Here is a 17,077-nt window from a genome sequence, read left to right as displayed (position 1 = left end):
CCGTTCGACGGACGATCCCGCGACAACGGAGTACCGGACGGACGCCGCACCTCCCGGGCGGACCGGGCCCGACATCGTGACGACCACTGCCTCGTCAGTACGGCGGAACCGCACTGACGAGGCAGTTGGTCACCTGGGGCGCTATTTCTTGACGATCCTGATCGTCATCTCTTGACGATCCTGATCGTCGCCGTGCGGTACTTGTCGCGCCGCTCGTTCTTCGTCGGGTCGTAGTTGTTCTCGATGTTGCCGGCGGCGTCGACCGAGAACCACCGGAACGTCGTCGTCTCGGTCACGTGGAACACCTGCCCCGGCTCACGGAACTCGGTCGCCTCGTAGCGCGGCGAGTTCAGGGTGGGTCGGCTGCCGTCCGTCGTGTAGTAGATGGTGGCCGGCTCGTTGGTCTCGAAGCGGACGTCGACGGGGCCGTAGTACTTTCCGCCGCCAGGCAGCAGCCGGGACGTCGGGTCCTGCTTGTCCCTGCCCCACTCCGCCGCGATCCGGAACATCTCCATGATCCCGTTGGCGTACTCCATCGTCTCGGCGTGGCCGCTGACCAGCGCCGGATCACCCACCCACGGCGGCTGGAACGAGCCGCCCTGCCAGGTGCCGGTGGCCGGGTTGTAGATCGAGCCGCCGACCTCCCAGCCGAAGGCGTAGATCCCGTAGGTGTGGTACAGGTCCTCGCGCACGTTGCCGGCCGAGGAGTAGAGGACGTCCGACGACCCGCCGACGTTCTCCGGCGTGACCACGGTCTCCCGGTGCGCCTTGACCTGCGACAGGATCCGGGCGGCCGACTGCCAGTAGAACGCCTCGTCACCCAGCGGCGGGCGCGGCGTGGTGATCCGGCCGTCCGCGATGTAGGCGCCGGGCTGCCAGAAGAGCTGGCCACCGTTGGAGTGCACCGACATCATGAACTTGATGTTCGAGTACTTCTCGACCAGCCAGATGATGTTTTTCGACTCGGGCTCGGACAGCTCCTCCGGTCCCTGGTAGGTGTTGCTGACGCAGTCGGTCGACCCACCCGCGTAGCCGTCGTGGCCGGACCCGACCCGGTAGTTCCGGTTCAGGTCGACGCCCCAGGCGTCACGCCGGGCCGGATCGGCGTTCTCGTCCGGGCAGTGGTTCGTCATGTTCCGCCGCTGCGACGCGAAGTTGTAGAAGCTGTAGTTCGCGCCGTCCGGGTTGTTGGAGAGGATGAGGAAGATGTCGGTGTCGTTGACGATCTTCTTCGTCTCCCGGTCGGACCGGTAGTTGTGCACCAGCCGCTCGGCCGTCTCCAGCGTGGTCGTCGCGGGTACCCACTCGCGGGCGTGGTCCTGCGCCTGGATCAGCACACCCGGCTTCTTGCCGTCGCGGTGCTTGCCGATCCGCAGGACCGGGATCGTGGCCGGGCCGCGTGGCACCTCACCCTCCGGTGCGCCGGCGCGCTTCTGGTCGAGGAAGTCGGTCAGCGCGACCGGACCGGCCGTCGGAGCCACGATGCCGGTACCGGCGTTCGTCCGGTACGGGTGCGCCCGGTCGATGAGGCCCTGCGACCCGGTCTCCAGGGCTGCGGCCACCTGCGCGGCGGTGCTCGCGAGCCCGCCCGAGGCGTCCTTGCCGAGGAGGACCCGGACCGCCTTGCCGACGACCTCGACGCCGAGCGGCAGGTTCGCCCCCGGACGGTCCACGAACTCGACGGTGATGTCGTTGCCGCCCTCGTGGCCCCACGCCGCCGAACTGACGACGACCGCCTCCTGCCCGGTACCGCCGATGGTGGCCTGCGCCTTGCGCTGGTAGCCGTTCGTCCTGTTCGGCAGATAGACGATCTCGGCGATGTCCGGGTACTGCCGGGCGATCTCCTCGGCGCGGCGGTAGAGCTGCTGCGGGTGCCGGTAGCCGTCCACGAAGTCCGACTTGTAGCCCGGATTCGCCGTCAGTGGCGGCGGAGCCTCCTCAAGCCAGTTGGAGACGAAACCGGTCGTGACGCCGCCGGTCGAACTCGTCACCCGGATCTGCTTCGGGCGCGCGTCGAGCTTGAACAGGTTCCGATGGAACATGTACTGCCCGGAGTCGACGAACCGGCTCATCGTCCGGGCGAAGCCGAACGGCGTGCCCCGGCCCGAGTCGTTCTCGAGCTGCATCGTGACGACCGGGTCGGACTGCTGCCCTTCGGTGGTCCGCGCCTCGACGTAGAGGAAGCCCTGGCCCTTGGTGGTGAACCAGTCGGCGCGGACGACCCGTACCGTCTCTTCGTGGTTGACCGGCTGGACGGCCCGCGCGCCGAGGGTCTGGAGGCCGCCGTCGGCCTCGTCGCTCCAGGCGAAGCTCTCGCCGTTGCCGAGGATGGTGACGCCCATCGCCCTGAGTTCGGCGACCTGTCCGGCGGTCACCACCGCCTCGCCCTCGATGCCGGCCGGCACGCGTCGAAGCCCGTGCTCAAGGTCGAAGCCGGCGGCGACCACCTTGTCCAGCATGTCGGCACCGGTGAGCTGGATGCGCACCAGGCGTACCGACTCCTGGCCCTCAAGCGAGGATCGTCCGGGACCGCCCGCGGCCGCGGACTTCGCTGGATCCGCGCCTGCCGGCGCCGTCGCCATGAGGACTGTCCCGACCAGGGCGGGCAACGCGAGCAGCGCGATGCGCAGTCGTCTGCGTCGCATGCTCCCTCCTTCTGTTTGCGGCCTGTGGTTGACGCCGGGCCGGCCCCAGGTCGGGGCGGCCCGATCCGTTCAGCACGGTCGTGCTGAGCTCGCCCACGGTGAGCCGTGGTACGACGCGGTTGCCGACCTGAAGAGGATGGCGTGGCCGGTGAGCGGGCTGGGTGCGGTGAGCGTATGCGCATTTTTCGCATCGACGGGTGGCGCAAACCGGATCTTGAGCATTACTTGAGCTTGTCGTCCCACCGCGGCAACGCGGAGTAACGACAGTCCCGTCTGCACCTCCCCGGCGTCGCCACGACCGGTGCCCGGATCAGCGGCGGCCCTTGAAGACGCTCTTCGGGATGTAGCCGGTCACGACCTGGGTGCGGTCGACCACCTCGGCGTTGTGGTAGTTCACCGCGATGGAGGCGAACGAGTACGCCTTCGGGACGGTCAGGCCCTGGGTGGTGACGAGGAAGTCCACGGTTTTCTCGACCGCGATCCGCATCGCCCGGTCGAGGTCCCAGTGGATGCCCATCATCATCCAGTGGTCGTCGGTCTCGGCCCACGGCAGTTCGGTCGGCACGTTCTTGACCAGGGTGATCCGGAACGTACCGGAGAGCGAGTGCTCGACGGCGGTGCCGCTGACCTCGCCGTCGCCCTGGCAGCTGTGCGGGTCGCCGATGAAAACCTGCGCCCCGGGTTGGAAGACCGGCAGATAGAGCGTGGTCCCGACGTTGAGGTCGCGGACGTCCATGTTGCCGCCGAACTTGCCCGGCGGCGTGGAGTTCTGCACGCCGGTGGCCGGCGGCGGGGCGTCCTCGGTGTTGCCGATGAACTCGCCGGTCGGCGAGGCGACCGCGATGATCCCCATGAACTTCCTCGTCGGGATGATGATGTCTTCGGAGAAGAAGACGACCTCCCTCCCCCGGTACATGCCGGTGCGGTAGAGGTGGGTACGCACGTCGGGCCAGACGCCGGCCGGCAGGCCGGGCGGGATCTCGGCCGGTATGTCGAGGCCCTGGTCGCCCTCCCGCCAACCCGGATAGAAGGTCGCCATGACTCCGCCGGTCGGCGCGGTGTTGTTGAAGCCGTACGGCACCCGGGTGTCGATGTCGAGGATGTCGACCGCGATGGTGTCGCCCGGCTCGGCACCCCTGACGTAGATCGGGCCGGTCAGCACGTGCCCGCCGTACTGCCGGCCGGTGGCCTGCCGCTCCGGCAGGGTCTCCCAGAACGCCAGTCCGTCGGAGAGGATCTCGTCCGGCTTGACTCCGAAGGCACCGAAATAGTCGCGCGGGTCCACGGCGGGGTTGGTGAACCCCTGGTGGGAGAGGGTGTCGACCCGGACGGTCTCGCCCGACCTCATGGTGAGACCCGGCTCCCAGCCGATCGGGAACCCGCCCCAGTGCAAGGTGTCCGGGGTGGACCTGAGGTGGTGGTTCCACTTCGGCCGCTGCGGACCGCCCCGGCCACCGGCACGGGTGGGCGACGCCTGGGCGGCGGCCGGGACGCCGGCCGCGACGGTCGCGGCCAGACCGGCGGCCAGCAGACTGCGCCGACTCGCCGAACTCCAGTGGTTGGTGGACATGCTCGACTCCCGTCCCTGAACCTGCTCAACCTGGGCCGTGGCGGTCAGGTTCGGCGCTCACCTGCGGCCACACCGACCGCACCGGAGGTTGATGAGGTCCACTGGCAAGGGCACCACGGGCCCGGCCGGAGCCGCTCCCGGGTACTCGGATCCGCCCTCTCGATCATGGAGGGTCGGTACACCGTCGCCGTCCGGTGTTTCCACCACGTGACGGTCGTGCAAATCCGGTGCTTCCGCTCGGTACCACTGGCCGGCTCGGCGGCGGCGACGACGGCGAGCCGGGTCAGGAGGCGTCGGACAGCCGGCCGAGGTGCGCGGCCGGGTCGAACGGCACGTCGGCGGGCAACCGCGCCAGCCGGTGGCGGACCGCGTCGAGCAGGCCCGGATCCGCCGGTACGCCGGCCGAGGCGAGCGCGGTCACGGCGTCGGGACCGGCGGTCCCGGCGGCGATCCTCGCCGGCAACCGGTGGGCGTACCCGGGGGTCGCCGATCTCGACCAGGGCGGCGAGCGCCTAACCGGCTGCGAGGTCGTCGTCCCGCCCGACCGACGCGGCCAGCGCGTCGGCGGCGACGGCGGTGGCGTCGCCGGCCCGGCGGAGTCCCCAGACCGCCGCCTCCCGGACCGCGGGGGCGGGGTCGTCGAGCGCGGTCGCCAGCACCTGCACCATCGGCCGGCGCACCGACCGGTACCGGCCGACGAGCCCGCCGCCGCAGCGGGCCGCCTTCTCGCGTACCGCCGGATCGGCCGAGGCGAGCAGTGCCGTGACCACGGCGGGCTGGTCGGCGGGGACGAGATGGTCGAGCAGGTCCTCGATCGGATCCCAGTTCCACAGGTACGGGCCGACCTCGACGCCGTACTCGTGCTCGTCGCGGTCGAGCCAGGGGTCCCCGTCGGCCCAGCCCGCCCGTACGGCCGCGACCGCCACGTCGCCGGGCCACGGTGCCGGTGCGCGGGCCGCGGCCAGTGCCGCCGCGGCGCGTACGGTGGCCGGCCCGTCCCCGGCGAACGCCTCGGCGAGCAGCGTGGTGGCCGGGTCGAGGGTGGCCGCCGCGATGACCAGCGCCCCCCGTGCGTGGGCGTCGGTCTCGACCGGCCAGCGGCCGTGCAGGGCCGTCAGGATGTCGCCGGCCCGCTCCGGGCACTGTCCGAGCGCGTAGGCGGCGGCCAGCCGGGTCCACGGTTCGGCGGCGGCCAGCAGTGGAAGCAGCCGGTCGACCTGGGCGGTGACCGTGCTGCGGAGTGCGGCCAGCACCGGATTGTCCGGGTCGACGATGTCGGCCATGTCGCCGAGCAGATGTGCGATGCCGCCCGGGTCCGTGGTGGCCGGCTCGTTCAGCAGGACGGCGAGGAACGGCACCGCCGGGGCGGTCGCCGAACACACGTTGCCCTGGTGCAGGATGCGGGCGCGCAGTTCGTAGAGCGACTGGAGCGCGTCCTCCTCGTCGGGACCGGCGACTCTGCGGATCAGGTCGGGCACGTCGCCGGCGGGGCCGTACGCGTGCGTCAGCTCCGTCCACGGCAACCGGTCTAGCTCGTCCAGCACGGGGCGACGGTACACACCCTCGGCGTCCCGTGTCGCCGGCGTCCCGTCGTCCCGTCCGCCCCGGCGCTCCGCCCCCACCGCGAAGATCGCCAAGACCGGATCATCGGTAGGCTTGGCGGGATTACCGTGGTGCGCCTGGAATCCAGCGCCAAGGAGGCCCCGCCGTTCCCACAAGGGACAGCGGGGCTGACGCGGGACCCGGCCTCCGGTCCGGGCCGGATCCGCTCCCCCCGGCGCCGACGGGACGGCAGCCCTCCTCGTCCCGCCCCGGAGGCCGCGACGGGCGCTGCCGCCACCATGATCGCCGGGCCGGGTACGGCGCCGCTCTCCACTTCCGCCGGCCGGACCTTGTAACATTGCCGCGTTCCTCAGTCGGCTGCTGAAACGAGACGACATGCGGTGGTTCCGGCGTCTGCTGGGTAGGAGGCAGGTCCAGCACGATCCGGCCCGGCAGGAGGCACTCCTGTCGGACCTTCGGCACCGGTTCGGCGCCGGCGCGCAGGTCCGGTTCGCCGACCAGGCCGACGCGGTCACCCGGTTGCTGGACGGCGACGACGGCCTGATCGTGGCGGCCAGGGTCATCCGGGAGTTCGCCGACGCGGCTCACGCCGACCTTTTCGCCCAGGCCACCGAGTTGTACCGGCGTACCGGTCGCCGGCTCGTGGTGGACCGCCGGAACTACCGGCCGCTGTGGCGGGAGGCCGGGCCGCAGTTGCGCTGGCCGTTGCTGGCGCTGCCCTGCGGCTTCCACCCGTACGCGCAGGTGGCCGGCGCGGTCACGGTCGTCGGCGCCCGGGCGCCCCGGCTGGTGCGGATGACCGATCCGAGCCCGCTGCTCCGACACGTGTTCGAGGTGCTCGACCTCACCGCCGCCGGCTGGGAGTACGGCCGGGTCCGGGCGGACGTCGACGCCGCCGCCCTGGCCAACCGGCTGATATCGACCGCCCAGCAGATCCGCGCGGCCATGGACGACCCACCCCGGCTGCCGCCTCCGGCCCGGGAACTGATGCGGCGCAACAACAACATCGACGTCTATGACCACACCGGCCGCCGGGTGGTCAGCGCGATCAATCTGGGCGCGGAGATGAGACCAGCGCTGCTGGCCTGAGATCCCCGGCAAGCCGCCGAGCCGACCCCGAAGCAGGCACGAGCCGACCCCAAGTGGGCACGAGCCGACCCGCATCGGGCACAAACCGACCCGAAGCGGGAGATCCGGGAGATCGAGCCTCACCGACCACGATTCCGGCACCGTCCGGCTCAGCCGCCGTACATCCGGGCGCTGGTGGGTGACTCGGAGTCCGCCGTGGGTAAGCGCACCGCGCGGACGGGCCCTCGGTGGGCAACGGCAGGCGACTGCCGCGTCCGGGAGCGGATCGGGAGGACGGTCATGGGATACCGGGCGCGTCAGGGCGAGCAGCCGGTCGATCCGGACCGCGCCGAGGACGAGGACGGCCAGGCCAGGTTGACACAGGTGGTCGCCGAGACGGAGGTTCCGGCGCCGTCGGGTACGGACGAGAGGCCAGACATCGTCACCGAGGACGACAACTCCGGGGTGGCCGGCGGCGCGTCCGGCGGTAGCGGCGGCGGCTCGGCGACGACCGGGCACCCCGATTCGGTGCACTGAACCGATCCGCTGAGCGCTACCCGCACCCGTCGCGGTCGTCATCGGCCGGTGGCGGGTCCCCGGTCCGGTCAGCGCGACGGCAGGCCCAGGCGTTCCAGGATCTCCCGCAGCCGGTGCCGGCCGGCCATCGACGCCGGCCCACGGAGGCGGTCCAACACCCTGCTGCTCCAGTTGCCGGACAACCCGAAGCGGGCGTTGTACCCGGAGAGGATCCTGTCGTAGCTGGCGATGTGCGCGTCGGCCGCGACGGCGTCGTACTGCTCTCGGTGCAGGACGGCGGCCTGCGGCAACCGCGGCTTGATGTCGGCCTGTTCGGTGGGATCGGGCGTGCCGACGGCCAGCCCGAAGGTCGCCACCGCGTGCGGCGGTAGCTTCAGTTCCGCCGCGACCTCGGCGGGCCGGTTGCGGATGGCGCCGACGAACACCGAGCCGAGGCCGAGCGATGCGGCGGCCACCACCGCGTTCTGGGCGGCCAGCGCGGTGTCGACGAAGCCGATGATGGTGGTCTCCAGGTAGTCGGCGGCGGCGACCTCCCGGCGGGCGCGTGCGGCCAGCCGGTGGGCCCGGTCGAGGTCGGCGACCCAGACCAGGAAGAGCGGCGCCTGCGCGACGAAGGCCTGGTTGCCGGCGAGCCCGGCCAGCCGGGCCTTGCGCGCGGGGTCGCGCACCGCCACCACGCTCCAGGCTTGGAGGTTGGACGACGTCGGCGCGGACTGGGCCGCCGCGATCAACGCGGTCAGTTCGTCGTCGGTGACCTCGCGCGGCCCGAACCTGCGCACGGAACGGTGTGCGAGTTGCAGGTTGAGCACATCGCTGGCCACCGCGAGAACGGCGGCGGGGTCGCCGTAGCGGGCCGCGGCCGTCATCGCGCCGTCACCTCGTCCGAGGATCGCCGGGTCCGGTACGGGAACGGCTGGCCGGGGCGGACCCGGCGGGCAAGGCGACGGCACCGGGCGGGGCGGGAGTGGGCGGGCATCATTCGCGCGATGGTGCCATGCGCGGCCCGGGTGGGCTGATCCGGTGTCCGGGATCGTCCTCCCGTTCGGGTGAGTAGCAGCGCGGCGTCACCCGTTTCGTACTCTCCGAGACCCCCTACCTGCCGGAGATCACCCGCCCGGGTGACCAGCTCCTACCCCTGCCCCAGGGGTGAGTACGGCCACTTCGGGTGATCCTCGGGTGACCGGCGGCGACAAGATCCAGCAGCGGCCAGGCGGCATTGACATGTTTCAGTGCCTTGCTTGAAACTTATCAATGTCGGCATCGGCGATCATCGATCGCTGTCCGCCGAGACCATCACCCCACCCGGAAGGAGAGCCCTAGTGGCCATCACCTCGGGCTGCTCTAAGATCCGCTCGACGGTCGTCACGCTCGCGGTAGCGGCGCTCGCGGTCGTCGGAACGGTAACTGTAGTAGCGAGAACAACCACCGCCGAGGCTGCCGCCGACGTCGTCGTGGCCGCCTCGACCGTGGAAGACGAGGGCGCCGACTGCCCCGTGCCCGGCTCAGGCTCGTCGACATCCAACTCCAGGCTCCCGGACCCGTTCCGGAAGATAGACGGCACCCGGATCACCAGCAAGGCCGACTGGCGATGCCGCCGGGCGGAGACCCGGGAGTTGGCGGAGCGGCACGTCTACGGCCAGAAGCCCGCGAAGCCGGCCACCGTCACGGGCACGGTGTCGAACAGCAACATCACGGTGAACGTGTCGGACCAGGGCAGGAGCGCGAGCTTCTCGGCAGGCGTCCAACTGCCGAGTGGCACTGGCCCCTTCCCGGCCGTCGTCGTCGTGGGCGGTCTCGGGGCGGACACCTCGACGATCCGGTCCGCCGGTGTCGCCACCATCAGCTTCGACCCCTTCGCCGTGGGCCGGGAGGGCACTCCCCGGAACAACAAGCAGGGCGCCTTCTACAGCATCTACGGCGCGTCCAGCAGCACCGGGATCCTGATGGCCTGGGCCTGGGGCGTGAGCCGGATCATCGACGTCATCGAGCAGTCCGGCGGCAACATTCTCCGGGCCGACGCGATGGGCGTCACCGGCTGCTCCCGGTACGGCAAGGGCGCGTTCACGATCGGCGTCTTCGACCAGCGCATCGCGCTGACCATGCCGATCGAGTCCGGCAGCGCCGGCGTCGGCGCCTTCCGCTCGATCGCCACGGAGAGCGGAGCCCAGCCACTGAGCAGCGCCTACTCCGAGCAGCCGTGGCTCGGTGACGCGTTCAGCTCGTTCACCGGCAACCCGAACAGCCTGCCGATCGACACCCACCAGATGGTGGGCATGGTCGCGCCGCGCGGGTTGTTCATCATGGACAACCCGCACGTCGACTGGCTGGGCGCCCGGTCCGGCAGCGTGGCGGCCCTGGGCGGCGCCGAGGTCTACAAGGCGCTCGGCGCGGGTGACAACATCACCTACTGGTCGGACGTCCAGGACGGCACCCACTGCGCCGTCCGGTCCGAGTGGCGCACCCCGTTGCAGCAGAACCTCCAGAAGTTCCTGCTGAAGACGGGCAACGCCGCCGGCACGATGCGGATCTCCAGCCGGAAGGCCGGCAACCTGGCCGAGTGGCGCGACTGGCAGACCCCGACCCTGACCGACGGCCCGGGCACGACGCCCAGCACGCCGCCGACCGGTGGGCCGACCACGCCCCCGGTCACCACCCCGCCCACCACGCGGCCGCCGACCACTCCGCCGGTCACCGGCGCCTGCTCGGCGACGGTGTCGCTCAACCAGTGGACGGGTGGCTTCGTCGCCACGGTACGGGTCACCGCCGGCTCCGCGCCGGTGAACGGCTGGACGGTCTCGGTCACCCTGCCGTCGGGTGCCAGCGTCACCAACGTCTGGAACGCCAACCGCAGCGGGAACGCCGGTGCGGTGCAGTTCACCAACGTCAGTTTCAACGGCTCGATCGCCGCCGGCCAGTCGACCGAGTTCGGCTTCCAGGGATCCGGTTCCGGGTCGGGCATGAGTCCGACCTGTTCCGCCGGATAGGCTCCCGCGCCCGGGAGCCTATCCGCAGGGGCCCGGTGCGGCGGCGACGAGCCTCCGCACCGGGCCCCGCCGATTCCCGTCGACCGAGGGCCCGACCGTCGCGGCCCGGGGCCGAAGCACCGGTCGCCCGACGCCTGATCTTCGCGCCGGTGACGCCGCCGGCGGGGCGGGTCCACCACGGCGGCGAGATCGTCGCCGAGGGCACGCCCGCCCAGTCCTGCGGGTCCCGACGTTCAGAGCAGTCCCCTGCGGGCGAGACTGCCCATCAGGTCGCGGACCCCGAAGTCCCAGGGGTCGCAGTCCTCGCTGTGCCGGACGCGGTTGACCAGGGTGCCGAGCGGAGCCGAGCTGATCCTGACCACGTCGTCGACCTTGTGCGTGAACCCCTCTCCCGGGCGGTCCCGGTCCTGGATCGGCGCGAACATGGTACCGAGCATCAGGACGGCTCCGTCCGGATAGTGGTGGTGGGGGCCGAGCAACTGCCGTACCAGCGCCTCCGGGTCGCGCGACATCCGCGACATGTCCGAGATCCCGTCGAGACGGAAGCCGTCCGCACCCTCGATCTCCAACGCCACCTCGAGCCCGCGTACCCGGTCCAGGTCGAACCGGTCGTCGAAGAGCCGCACGAGCGGGCCGAGCGCGCACGACGCGTTGTTGTCCTTGGCCTTCGGCAGCAGCAGCGCCGACCGGCCTTCGACATCCCGCAGGTTCACGTCGTTGCCGAGGGTCGCCCCGACGATCCGCCCGGTCGACGCGACGAGCAGCGCCACCTCCGGCTCGGGGTTGTTCCAGGTCGACGTGCCGAGTACGCCGACCGGAACGGCGGTACCCACGGCGGAGAGGATCTGCCCCTTGGTGAAGATCTCGGCGTCCGGCCCGATCCCCACCTCGAGGTACTGGCTCCAGACTCCCTCGGCCACCAGCAGCTCCTTCAACCGCGCCGCCTCCTCGGAACCCGGGGCCAGATCCTGGAGGTCGGCGCCCACCTCGGCGAGCAACCGCTGCCGGATCTCCGCCGCCAGCGCCTGGTCGCCCCGGGCCCGCTCCTCGATGACCCGCTCGATCAGCGAGACCGCGAACGTCACCCCGGCGGCCTTGAGCGCCTGGAGGTCGACCGGCGCGAGCAGCCAGGGCCGGCCCCGGTCCCGAGCCACCCGGCCCGTGTTGCCGAGCAGTTCCGCGAAGCCACCGACCCGCCGGCCACCGAGCCCGGCGACCACGGCGGCGGGTTCCGGCAGCTCACAGATGTCGCGAACGGTGGCGAACTCGGCGCTGACGTCGAAGACCTCGCCGTCGCGGACCACCACCGGCGACGGCCCCCCGACGGCCGGGTCCCAGATCCGGCCGACCAGGACACTGTGCTCGGCGTCGTCCGGCAATGCCTCGGCGGCGGTGCCGAACCAGTCAGCGGTCGGCTCGGGCGGTGGCAGGGTCACGAGGGTCTCCCAGGGTGGCGAGGGACCGCTCGTCTCGGGGGCGGATGTCGTCGACGGCGTCCCGGAACATGAGCATGGGTGCGGCCTGCAACGATACCGCCCGATCGCCTGAAGATCGAACTCAATGCGGCGCCCACCCGGTGCACCGGGACCTCCCGCCCCTCCCCGGCACGGTAGTCAACGCGGGTGCCGACGTCACCCGCCACCGGGACGGGAGCGCCCCGGGGCTTCCGCTGCTCCGCCGGCCGGCCGGAGCGACCGGGCCGGGGAGGTCAGGCTCCGTCCAGTTCCAGTTCCAGCTCCAGGTACCGGGTCAGGCCGTCGGCACGGGCCCGCAACACCTCGGCGAGCAGCACCCGGCGGGGTTCGGCGAGCAGCGGCGGGGCCGCCGCCGGCGGAACGAAGGCGTACCTGGCGAGTTCGCCGGGAGGCAGCACGATCGCGGCCCGCTGCTCCGGCGACAGCACTCCGCCGTCGAAGACGAAGAAGAGGTGTCCGTCCGGACCGTTGGCCGTCCAGGCGACCGCGAGCAGTGCACCGACGGGGAGGTCGAGCCCGAGTTCCTCGCGTACCTCCCTGCGGCAGGCCGCCCGGGGCGTCTCGGTGGCGTCGACGCCACCGCCCGGCAGGTTCCAGAACGCCTTGTACACCGGATCGACCAGAAGTATCCGGCCGTCGTCGTCGGCGAAGAGCGCGCCGGCCGAGACCCGAGGCCGCGCGAGCCTGCTCTCCGGCATCGTCAGGTCTCCCCGTCCGGGCGGTCAGGCCCCTCGTCGTCGCCCGGGTGACGATCTCCGAAAAGGATGTAGCCGGCTCCCACGGGGGAAGGAGTCGGCTACATCGAATAGGAACCATAGGTCATCCCGGTCCGGAGAGCAAAGGCGGCACGGGCGGGACACCGGGTGGTTCGGCCCGGGTCGTCGGCAGCATCCTCCTCCCCCGACATCGCCGGGTAGGCCGCGAATTAGGCTGTCCGGCGGCAGGTCCATCCACAGAGGAGAGTGTCGGCGTGTACGAAGCCCGGCCCACCGCCAGAGCGCGCCTGGCGGCCCGGTGTGACCGGGTGGTCGACGCCGACTGGTTCAACACCGGGTCCTTCGCCCTGATCATCGTCAACGCGATCGTGCTCGGCGTCGAGACCTACGACCGCGCGCTCGACCGGGCCGGCGGTGTCCTGCTGGCCGTCGAGTACGTCTGCCTCACGCTCTTCGTCGTCGAACTGCTCCTGCGGTTCGGTGCGCACCTCACCACCCCGCACCGGTTCTTCCGCGACGGCTGGAACCTGTTCGACCTGCTGATCGTCTGCGCGCCGCTGCTGCCCGGCGTACGGGAGAACGTGACCCTGCTGCGCCTGGTCCGGCTCGCCCGGGTGGTGCGGGCGGTACGGCTCTTTCCCGGCCTGCGGGTGGTGATCGGCGGCGTGCTGCGCAGCCTCCCCGGACTGGTCAGCTTCCTGCTGATCGCGACCCTGACCATCTACCTGTACGCCATGGTGGGCTGGATGGCGTTCGGCGACGCCTACCCCGACCGGTACGGCACGGTCGGGCGCGCCATGTTCACGCTCTTCCTGCTGCTCTCCCTGGACGGCATCACCGACGCCTTCGAGGCCGGTCGGGCCGTCTCGGAGTGGAGCGTCCTCTACTACGCCTCGTACATCATCATGGCCTCGTACCTGCTCACCAACCTGCTGGTCGGCATCGTGCTGAAGGCGTTGGAGGACGCCCACCAGGCGGAGCGGCCGGCCGGTCCCGGCACGGCGCCCGAGCCGGCGCGGACGGCGGTCGTGGCGGCACCGGCCGGGCATCGGGTGCCGCGGCCCGGGGCGTCGCCGGAGATCGGTGCGCGGCTGCGGGAGTTGCGGACCGCGCTGGACGCCCTGGAAGCCGAGCTGGCCGGCCAGGCGCCGGCCGGCGGGGCGGACCGCCGCCCGACCGGCCGGCGGCCGAAGTCCGGGCGCAGGGCGGCCAGGGCGGGAAAGTGAGCACGGCGGATGCCGGAGCCGGGCGCCGCCGGGCCCGGCGCCCGCTGACCGTTCAGGCTCGGTAGGAGCCGTCGAGGAGCCCGTTGACGTACTTCTCGATGTTGGTGTAGCCGGTCCGGTCGAAGTCGCCGGAGGCGTCGGCGCCGGAGTTCGGGTCCAGACCGTACCTGGTCTCCCAGGCGTTCGGCATGCCGTCGCGGTCGGTGTCGGTGGGGCCGGCACCGCCGGGGATCGTGCCGTAGCCGCTGTTGTCCAGGCCGGTGGCGGTCTGCGAGGCCCACAGGTCGCCGGCCGTGCCGAGCGAGGCGACGTCGGCGAGCACCAGGTCGTCGACCCGGTCGCGCGGCTGGGCACCGGCCCGGGCCAGCACCTCGGCGTACGCGTCCGCGGCGGGCAGGGTCGGTATCCCGGCGGTGGTCCCGGACCACGGGGTGGCCATCGCGGTTCCCCCGGCACCGACGTTGAGCGTCCCGCCGTTGAGCTGGCCGTCGCGGTTGCTGTCGATGACGTTGCCGCTGTTGTAGACCTCCTGGTTGCGCATCTGGTAGTACGCGTTGGACGAGTTCGTGGTGCGCGGCCCGGTGATGAAGTAGTTGCCGACCACGTCGTGCAGGAAGTGCCCGCTGGAGTTCCCGGCGGTGTACGCCGCCTGGTAGTTGTAGACGACGTTGTTGATGTACTGCGTGTTCCCCTTGGCCAGCGGGCAGCGGTTGTGCGCGTTCGCGAACAGGTTGCGATACCAGGTGAACGGGCCGGTCTCGGTGTGCGCCGCGAACTGCTGGCCGATCGGGTTCGCGTTGATCGAGTACTGCATGGTGACGTCCCGGGAACGGACGGCGCCGATGTTGTTCCACTGGGCGAACTCCACCGACACGTGGTCGAAAATCATGTTGCTGGCGTCGAGCCAGTTGAGGCCGTTGTTCTCGTCGTTCGGGTCGAGGTCGCCCTGCCGGAACCGGAAGTCCCGGACGATCACGTTCGTCGCGCTGTTGAACGAGACCTCGCCGCCCATCACCCCGATGCCGCCACCGGGTGCGGTCTGGCCGGCGATGGTGATGTTGCTCTTGACCAGCACGGTGGAGCTGAGCCGGATGTAGCCGCCGACGTCGAAGACGACGATCCGGTTGCCGGTGCCGACGGCGTCCCGGAACGAACCGGGGCCGGAGTCGTTGAGGTTGGTCACGTGGTGGACCGAGCCGCCCCGGCCACCGCTGGCCAGCGCACCGACCCCGACCGCGCCGGGGAAGGCGACGACCGGCCCGACGGCCTGCGGGCCGGTGGGAGCGGCAGCCGGCGTGTCCGGCGACGTCGGAGCGCCGAGGGCCGGGGTCCAGAGCGTGCCCAGGGAGGTGGCCGCGAGCAGCCCGGTCGTGAGCAGTGCGGTACGACGTTTCATCGCTACTCCAGACGTGGCGGAATGGCGGATGCCGCCGTCCCCGCCCCGGGCTGGGGGTCACGCGGGGCGGGGACGGCGCGCGGGGTGGATCAGGTGCCGATGTTCGCCTGCGGCCCGGCGTAGCTGCGCAGCAGGCCGGGCACGTTGGCGGCCGGGTCGAGGGTGTACGAGTAGAAGCTGCTCGGGTTGAACGCCGAGCCCTTGGCGGTGACCTTGCCGGAGTCCCACGGGCTGTTCACCAACACGTTGCCCCGGTTGACCAGCTCACCGGCCTCGACGTAGTACGGGTTGCGGCTGTTCTCGAAGTAGCTGTTCTCGACCACACCCTTGGTCAGGCCCCGGATGTAGTTGCCGTACGACGAGGTGTTCTGGACGTAGTTGTTGTAGAGGTGGCAGTACGCGATGTTGTCCGCGCTCGGGTTGCGGGTCCGGGTGTTCTGGAACCAGTTGTGGTGGATGGTGATCCGGGCGGTGACGTTGTCGGTCCAGCCGATGCCGAAGGTCTTGTTGTTGTCGACCAGGTGGTTCCAGGAGACGGTCAGGTTGGTGGTGTCCTTGCGGCTGTCGATCAGGCCGTCGTTCATCCGGGACAGCCGGTTGTGGTCGATCCAGATCCGGTTCGCGGTGTCCATCTGGATCGCGTCGTAGTCGTACGCGTCGTCGCCCGGGTCGTCGTCCGGCATCAGGGTGTCGCGGATGGTCAGGTTCCGGATGATCACGTTGCTGACTCCGGCGCCGAGGAAAAAGCCCCCGCCGACGATGTGTCCGCTGGTGCCCACCCCGATGATGGTCTTGTTCGAGGCGACCCGCAGCTCGGTGCCCTTCGGGCTGATGTTGATGGTGCCGGCCACCCGGATCACGTACGGGGCGCTCGCCGTGACGTACTGGTTGAGCTGCGCCTGCGTGCTGACCGTGACGGTCTGCCCGCCGGCACCGCCCGTGGTGCCCTGCGCGAAGCCGTCGGCCGTGTTCGGCCAGTTCCGCCCGCCGGTCGGCGTCGGGTTGGGGTTGCCGCCGACCTGCTCGAAGGCCCACTGCATCCGGGCCACGTCCGCGCAGGTCTCCTGGACGATCGGATTACCACCCGCCGTCGAACCGTCCCGGTCACTGACACACAACCCACTCGCCGCACTCGTGATCCGGTACCTCCCCGACGCCGCCGACGACCCCACGAACGACCACAACTGGTTCACCTTCGTACCGTCACCACAGCCCCACTGCTGCAACTGCACACCCGACACCGCCGAACCCGACGGCACGTCCACACACCGGGTACTACCAACATTCACCACGTTGAACCGGCCCGCCGACGACACCACCCGCCACTGTTGACGCGCCGATCCCGAACACGACGCCTGCTGCAACAACGCACCGTTGTCCGCCGAACCGTCCGCCACCTCCAGACACTTACCCGACGCACCCACCGCCATCGTGTAAACACCGCCGTCGGCCGGCGCCACCGCCGCCTGGGACGGCAGCACCGACACCGCCACGACGGCGGCGGGCACCGTCAGCGCCAGCACAGCCGTCAGGACCACACGCCGGAACGCCGGCGGGAATGGTTGGGACATCTACTGTCCTTTCTGCGTGAGGATGGCCGGCCGGGTGGGGTGCGACGGCTCGCCGGTCGGGAGCGTCGCCGACAGTGGCCACGTTGATCGGGTCCGAGGCAGCACCGACCGACAGTGGGACGGTCGACGCCGAGAGGGCCGTACGACGCTTCGGCGGCGCCCTGCCTGGTGCCGGGGGCTCGACGGCGGTCGCCGCGTCGCGCGGGGTCGCGATCGTGGGGAATCCGAACTGTCGCGATCTTGTCGGCCGTCATCGTGTGACTGGGTAGCCGCCGCCGGCCCGGACGAGCGACGAGCTGATGGAGGTGGTTGCCCCTGCCACTGAT

Annotated in this window: 13 protein-coding genes; 4 read left to right on the top strand and 9 right to left on the bottom strand. The window is 71.1% G+C overall.

What is annotated here, in order from left to right:
- Positions 1-164: 164 nt before the first annotated feature.
- From ACQEVC_RS26720 to ACQEVC_RS26705, 4 genes are all read right to left on the bottom strand, one after another.
- Positions 165-2,645 carry a M14 family zinc carboxypeptidase gene (locus tag ACQEVC_RS26720; protein WP_432882588.1) on the bottom strand — a complete coding sequence of 827 codons (2,481 nt, stop codon included), beginning with the start codon at positions 2,643-2,645 and terminating at the stop codon, positions 165-167.
- Between the two features lie 310 nt (positions 2,646-2,955).
- Positions 2,956-4,215, bottom strand: a complete 1,260-nt coding sequence (locus tag ACQEVC_RS26715) for an acetamidase/formamidase family protein (RefSeq protein ID WP_432882586.1) — start codon at positions 4,213-4,215, stop codon at positions 2,956-2,958.
- A 283-nt stretch (positions 4,216-4,498) separates the two neighbouring features.
- A complete protein-coding gene (locus ACQEVC_RS26710; protein ID WP_432882583.1) occupies positions 4,499-4,678 on the bottom strand; it encodes a hypothetical protein in 180 nt (59 codons plus the stop codon).
- A 49-nt stretch (positions 4,679-4,727) separates the two neighbouring features.
- Positions 4,728-5,759 carry a HEAT repeat domain-containing protein gene (locus tag ACQEVC_RS26705; RefSeq protein ID WP_432882580.1) on the bottom strand — a complete coding sequence of 344 codons (1,032 nt, stop codon included), beginning with the start codon at positions 5,757-5,759 and terminating at the stop codon, positions 4,728-4,730.
- 394 nt (positions 5,760-6,153) lie between these two features.
- Between ACQEVC_RS26705 and ACQEVC_RS26700 the strand changes: the two genes are divergently transcribed.
- Positions 6,154-6,867: a hypothetical protein gene (locus tag ACQEVC_RS26700; protein WP_432882577.1), complete on the top strand. Its 714-nt coding sequence runs from the start codon at positions 6,154-6,156 to the stop codon at positions 6,865-6,867.
- Positions 6,868-7,146: 279 nt separating this feature from the next.
- On the top strand, positions 7,147-7,383 hold the full coding sequence (locus tag ACQEVC_RS26695; protein ID WP_318395658.1) for a preprotein translocase YidC: 237 nt from the start codon (positions 7,147-7,149) through the stop codon (positions 7,381-7,383).
- A gap of 68 nt (positions 7,384-7,451) precedes the next feature.
- Here the strand turns inward: ACQEVC_RS26695 and ACQEVC_RS26690 are convergent, their stop codons facing one another.
- Positions 7,452-8,249 (bottom strand): NADPH-dependent oxidoreductase, encoded by a 798-nt coding sequence (locus ACQEVC_RS26690; protein ID WP_432882574.1) that lies wholly within the window; start codon positions 8,247-8,249, stop codon positions 7,452-7,454.
- A gap of 453 nt (positions 8,250-8,702) precedes the next feature.
- Here ACQEVC_RS26690 and ACQEVC_RS26685 point away from each other — a divergent pair, with 453 nt between their 5' ends.
- Complete coding sequence (locus ACQEVC_RS26685) at positions 8,703-10,367, top strand: glucuronyl esterase domain-containing protein (protein ID WP_432882572.1); 1,665 nt, start codon at positions 8,703-8,705, stop codon at positions 10,365-10,367.
- A 233-nt stretch (positions 10,368-10,600) separates the two neighbouring features.
- Here the strand turns inward: ACQEVC_RS26685 and ACQEVC_RS26680 are convergent, their stop codons facing one another.
- A complete protein-coding gene (locus ACQEVC_RS26680; protein ID WP_432882569.1) occupies positions 10,601-11,803 on the bottom strand; it encodes a fumarylacetoacetate hydrolase family protein in 1,203 nt (400 codons plus the stop codon).
- Between the two features lie 272 nt (positions 11,804-12,075).
- Positions 12,076-12,540, bottom strand: a complete 465-nt coding sequence (locus ACQEVC_RS26675; RefSeq protein WP_432882566.1) for an NUDIX domain-containing protein — start codon at positions 12,538-12,540, stop codon at positions 12,076-12,078.
- Between the two features lie 272 nt (positions 12,541-12,812).
- Here ACQEVC_RS26675 and ACQEVC_RS26670 point away from each other — a divergent pair, with 272 nt between their 5' ends.
- On the top strand, positions 12,813-13,784 hold the full coding sequence (locus ACQEVC_RS26670) for an ion transporter (protein WP_432882563.1): 972 nt from the start codon (positions 12,813-12,815) through the stop codon (positions 13,782-13,784).
- 52 nt (positions 13,785-13,836) lie between these two features.
- Here the strand turns inward: ACQEVC_RS26670 and ACQEVC_RS26665 are convergent, their stop codons facing one another.
- Positions 13,837-15,180, bottom strand: coding sequence for a hypothetical protein (locus tag ACQEVC_RS26665; protein WP_432882561.1), 1,344 nt, complete (start codon positions 15,178-15,180; stop codon positions 13,837-13,839).
- An 89-nt stretch (positions 15,181-15,269) separates the two neighbouring features.
- A complete protein-coding gene (locus ACQEVC_RS26660) occupies positions 15,270-16,751 on the bottom strand; it encodes an RICIN domain-containing protein (protein WP_432882558.1) in 1,482 nt (493 codons plus the stop codon).
- Between the last annotated feature and the right edge of the window lie 326 nt (positions 16,752-17,077).

It is taken from the genome of Plantactinospora sp. CA-294935, from assembly GCF_050936445.1.
Classification (GTDB): Bacteria; Actinomycetota; Actinomycetes; order Mycobacteriales; family Micromonosporaceae; genus Plantactinospora.
The sequence above is the reverse complement of the archived record's forward strand: the minus strand, read 5'-3'. Positions and strand labels throughout refer to the sequence as shown.

Excerpts from the sequence above, each read along its gene's own strand:
- ACQEVC_RS26665 (WP_432882561.1), bottom strand. The coding sequence starts at position 15,180 with ATGAAACGTCGTACCGCACTGCTCACGACCGGGCTGCTCGCGGCCACC.
- ACQEVC_RS26720 (WP_432882588.1), bottom strand. The coding sequence starts at position 2,645 with ATGCGACGCAGACGACTGCGCATCGCGCTGCTCGCGTTGCCCGCCCTG.
- ACQEVC_RS26660 (WP_432882558.1), bottom strand. The coding sequence starts at position 16,751 with ATGTCCCAACCATTCCCGCCGGCGTTCCGGCGTGTGGTCCTGACGGCT.
- ACQEVC_RS26700 (WP_432882577.1), top strand. The coding sequence starts at position 6,154 with ATGCGGTGGTTCCGGCGTCTGCTGGGTAGGAGGCAGGTCCAGCACGAT.
- ACQEVC_RS26715 (WP_432882586.1), bottom strand. The coding sequence starts at position 4,215 with ATGTCCACCAACCACTGGAGTTCGGCGAGTCGGCGCAGTCTGCTGGCC.
- ACQEVC_RS26675 (WP_432882566.1), bottom strand. The coding sequence starts at position 12,540 with ATGCCGGAGAGCAGGCTCGCGCGGCCTCGGGTCTCGGCCGGCGCGCTC.
- ACQEVC_RS26695 (WP_318395658.1), top strand. The coding sequence starts at position 7,147 with ATGGGATACCGGGCGCGTCAGGGCGAGCAGCCGGTCGATCCGGACCGC.
- ACQEVC_RS26690 (WP_432882574.1), bottom strand. The coding sequence starts at position 8,249 with ATGACGGCCGCGGCCCGCTACGGCGACCCCGCCGCCGTTCTCGCGGTG.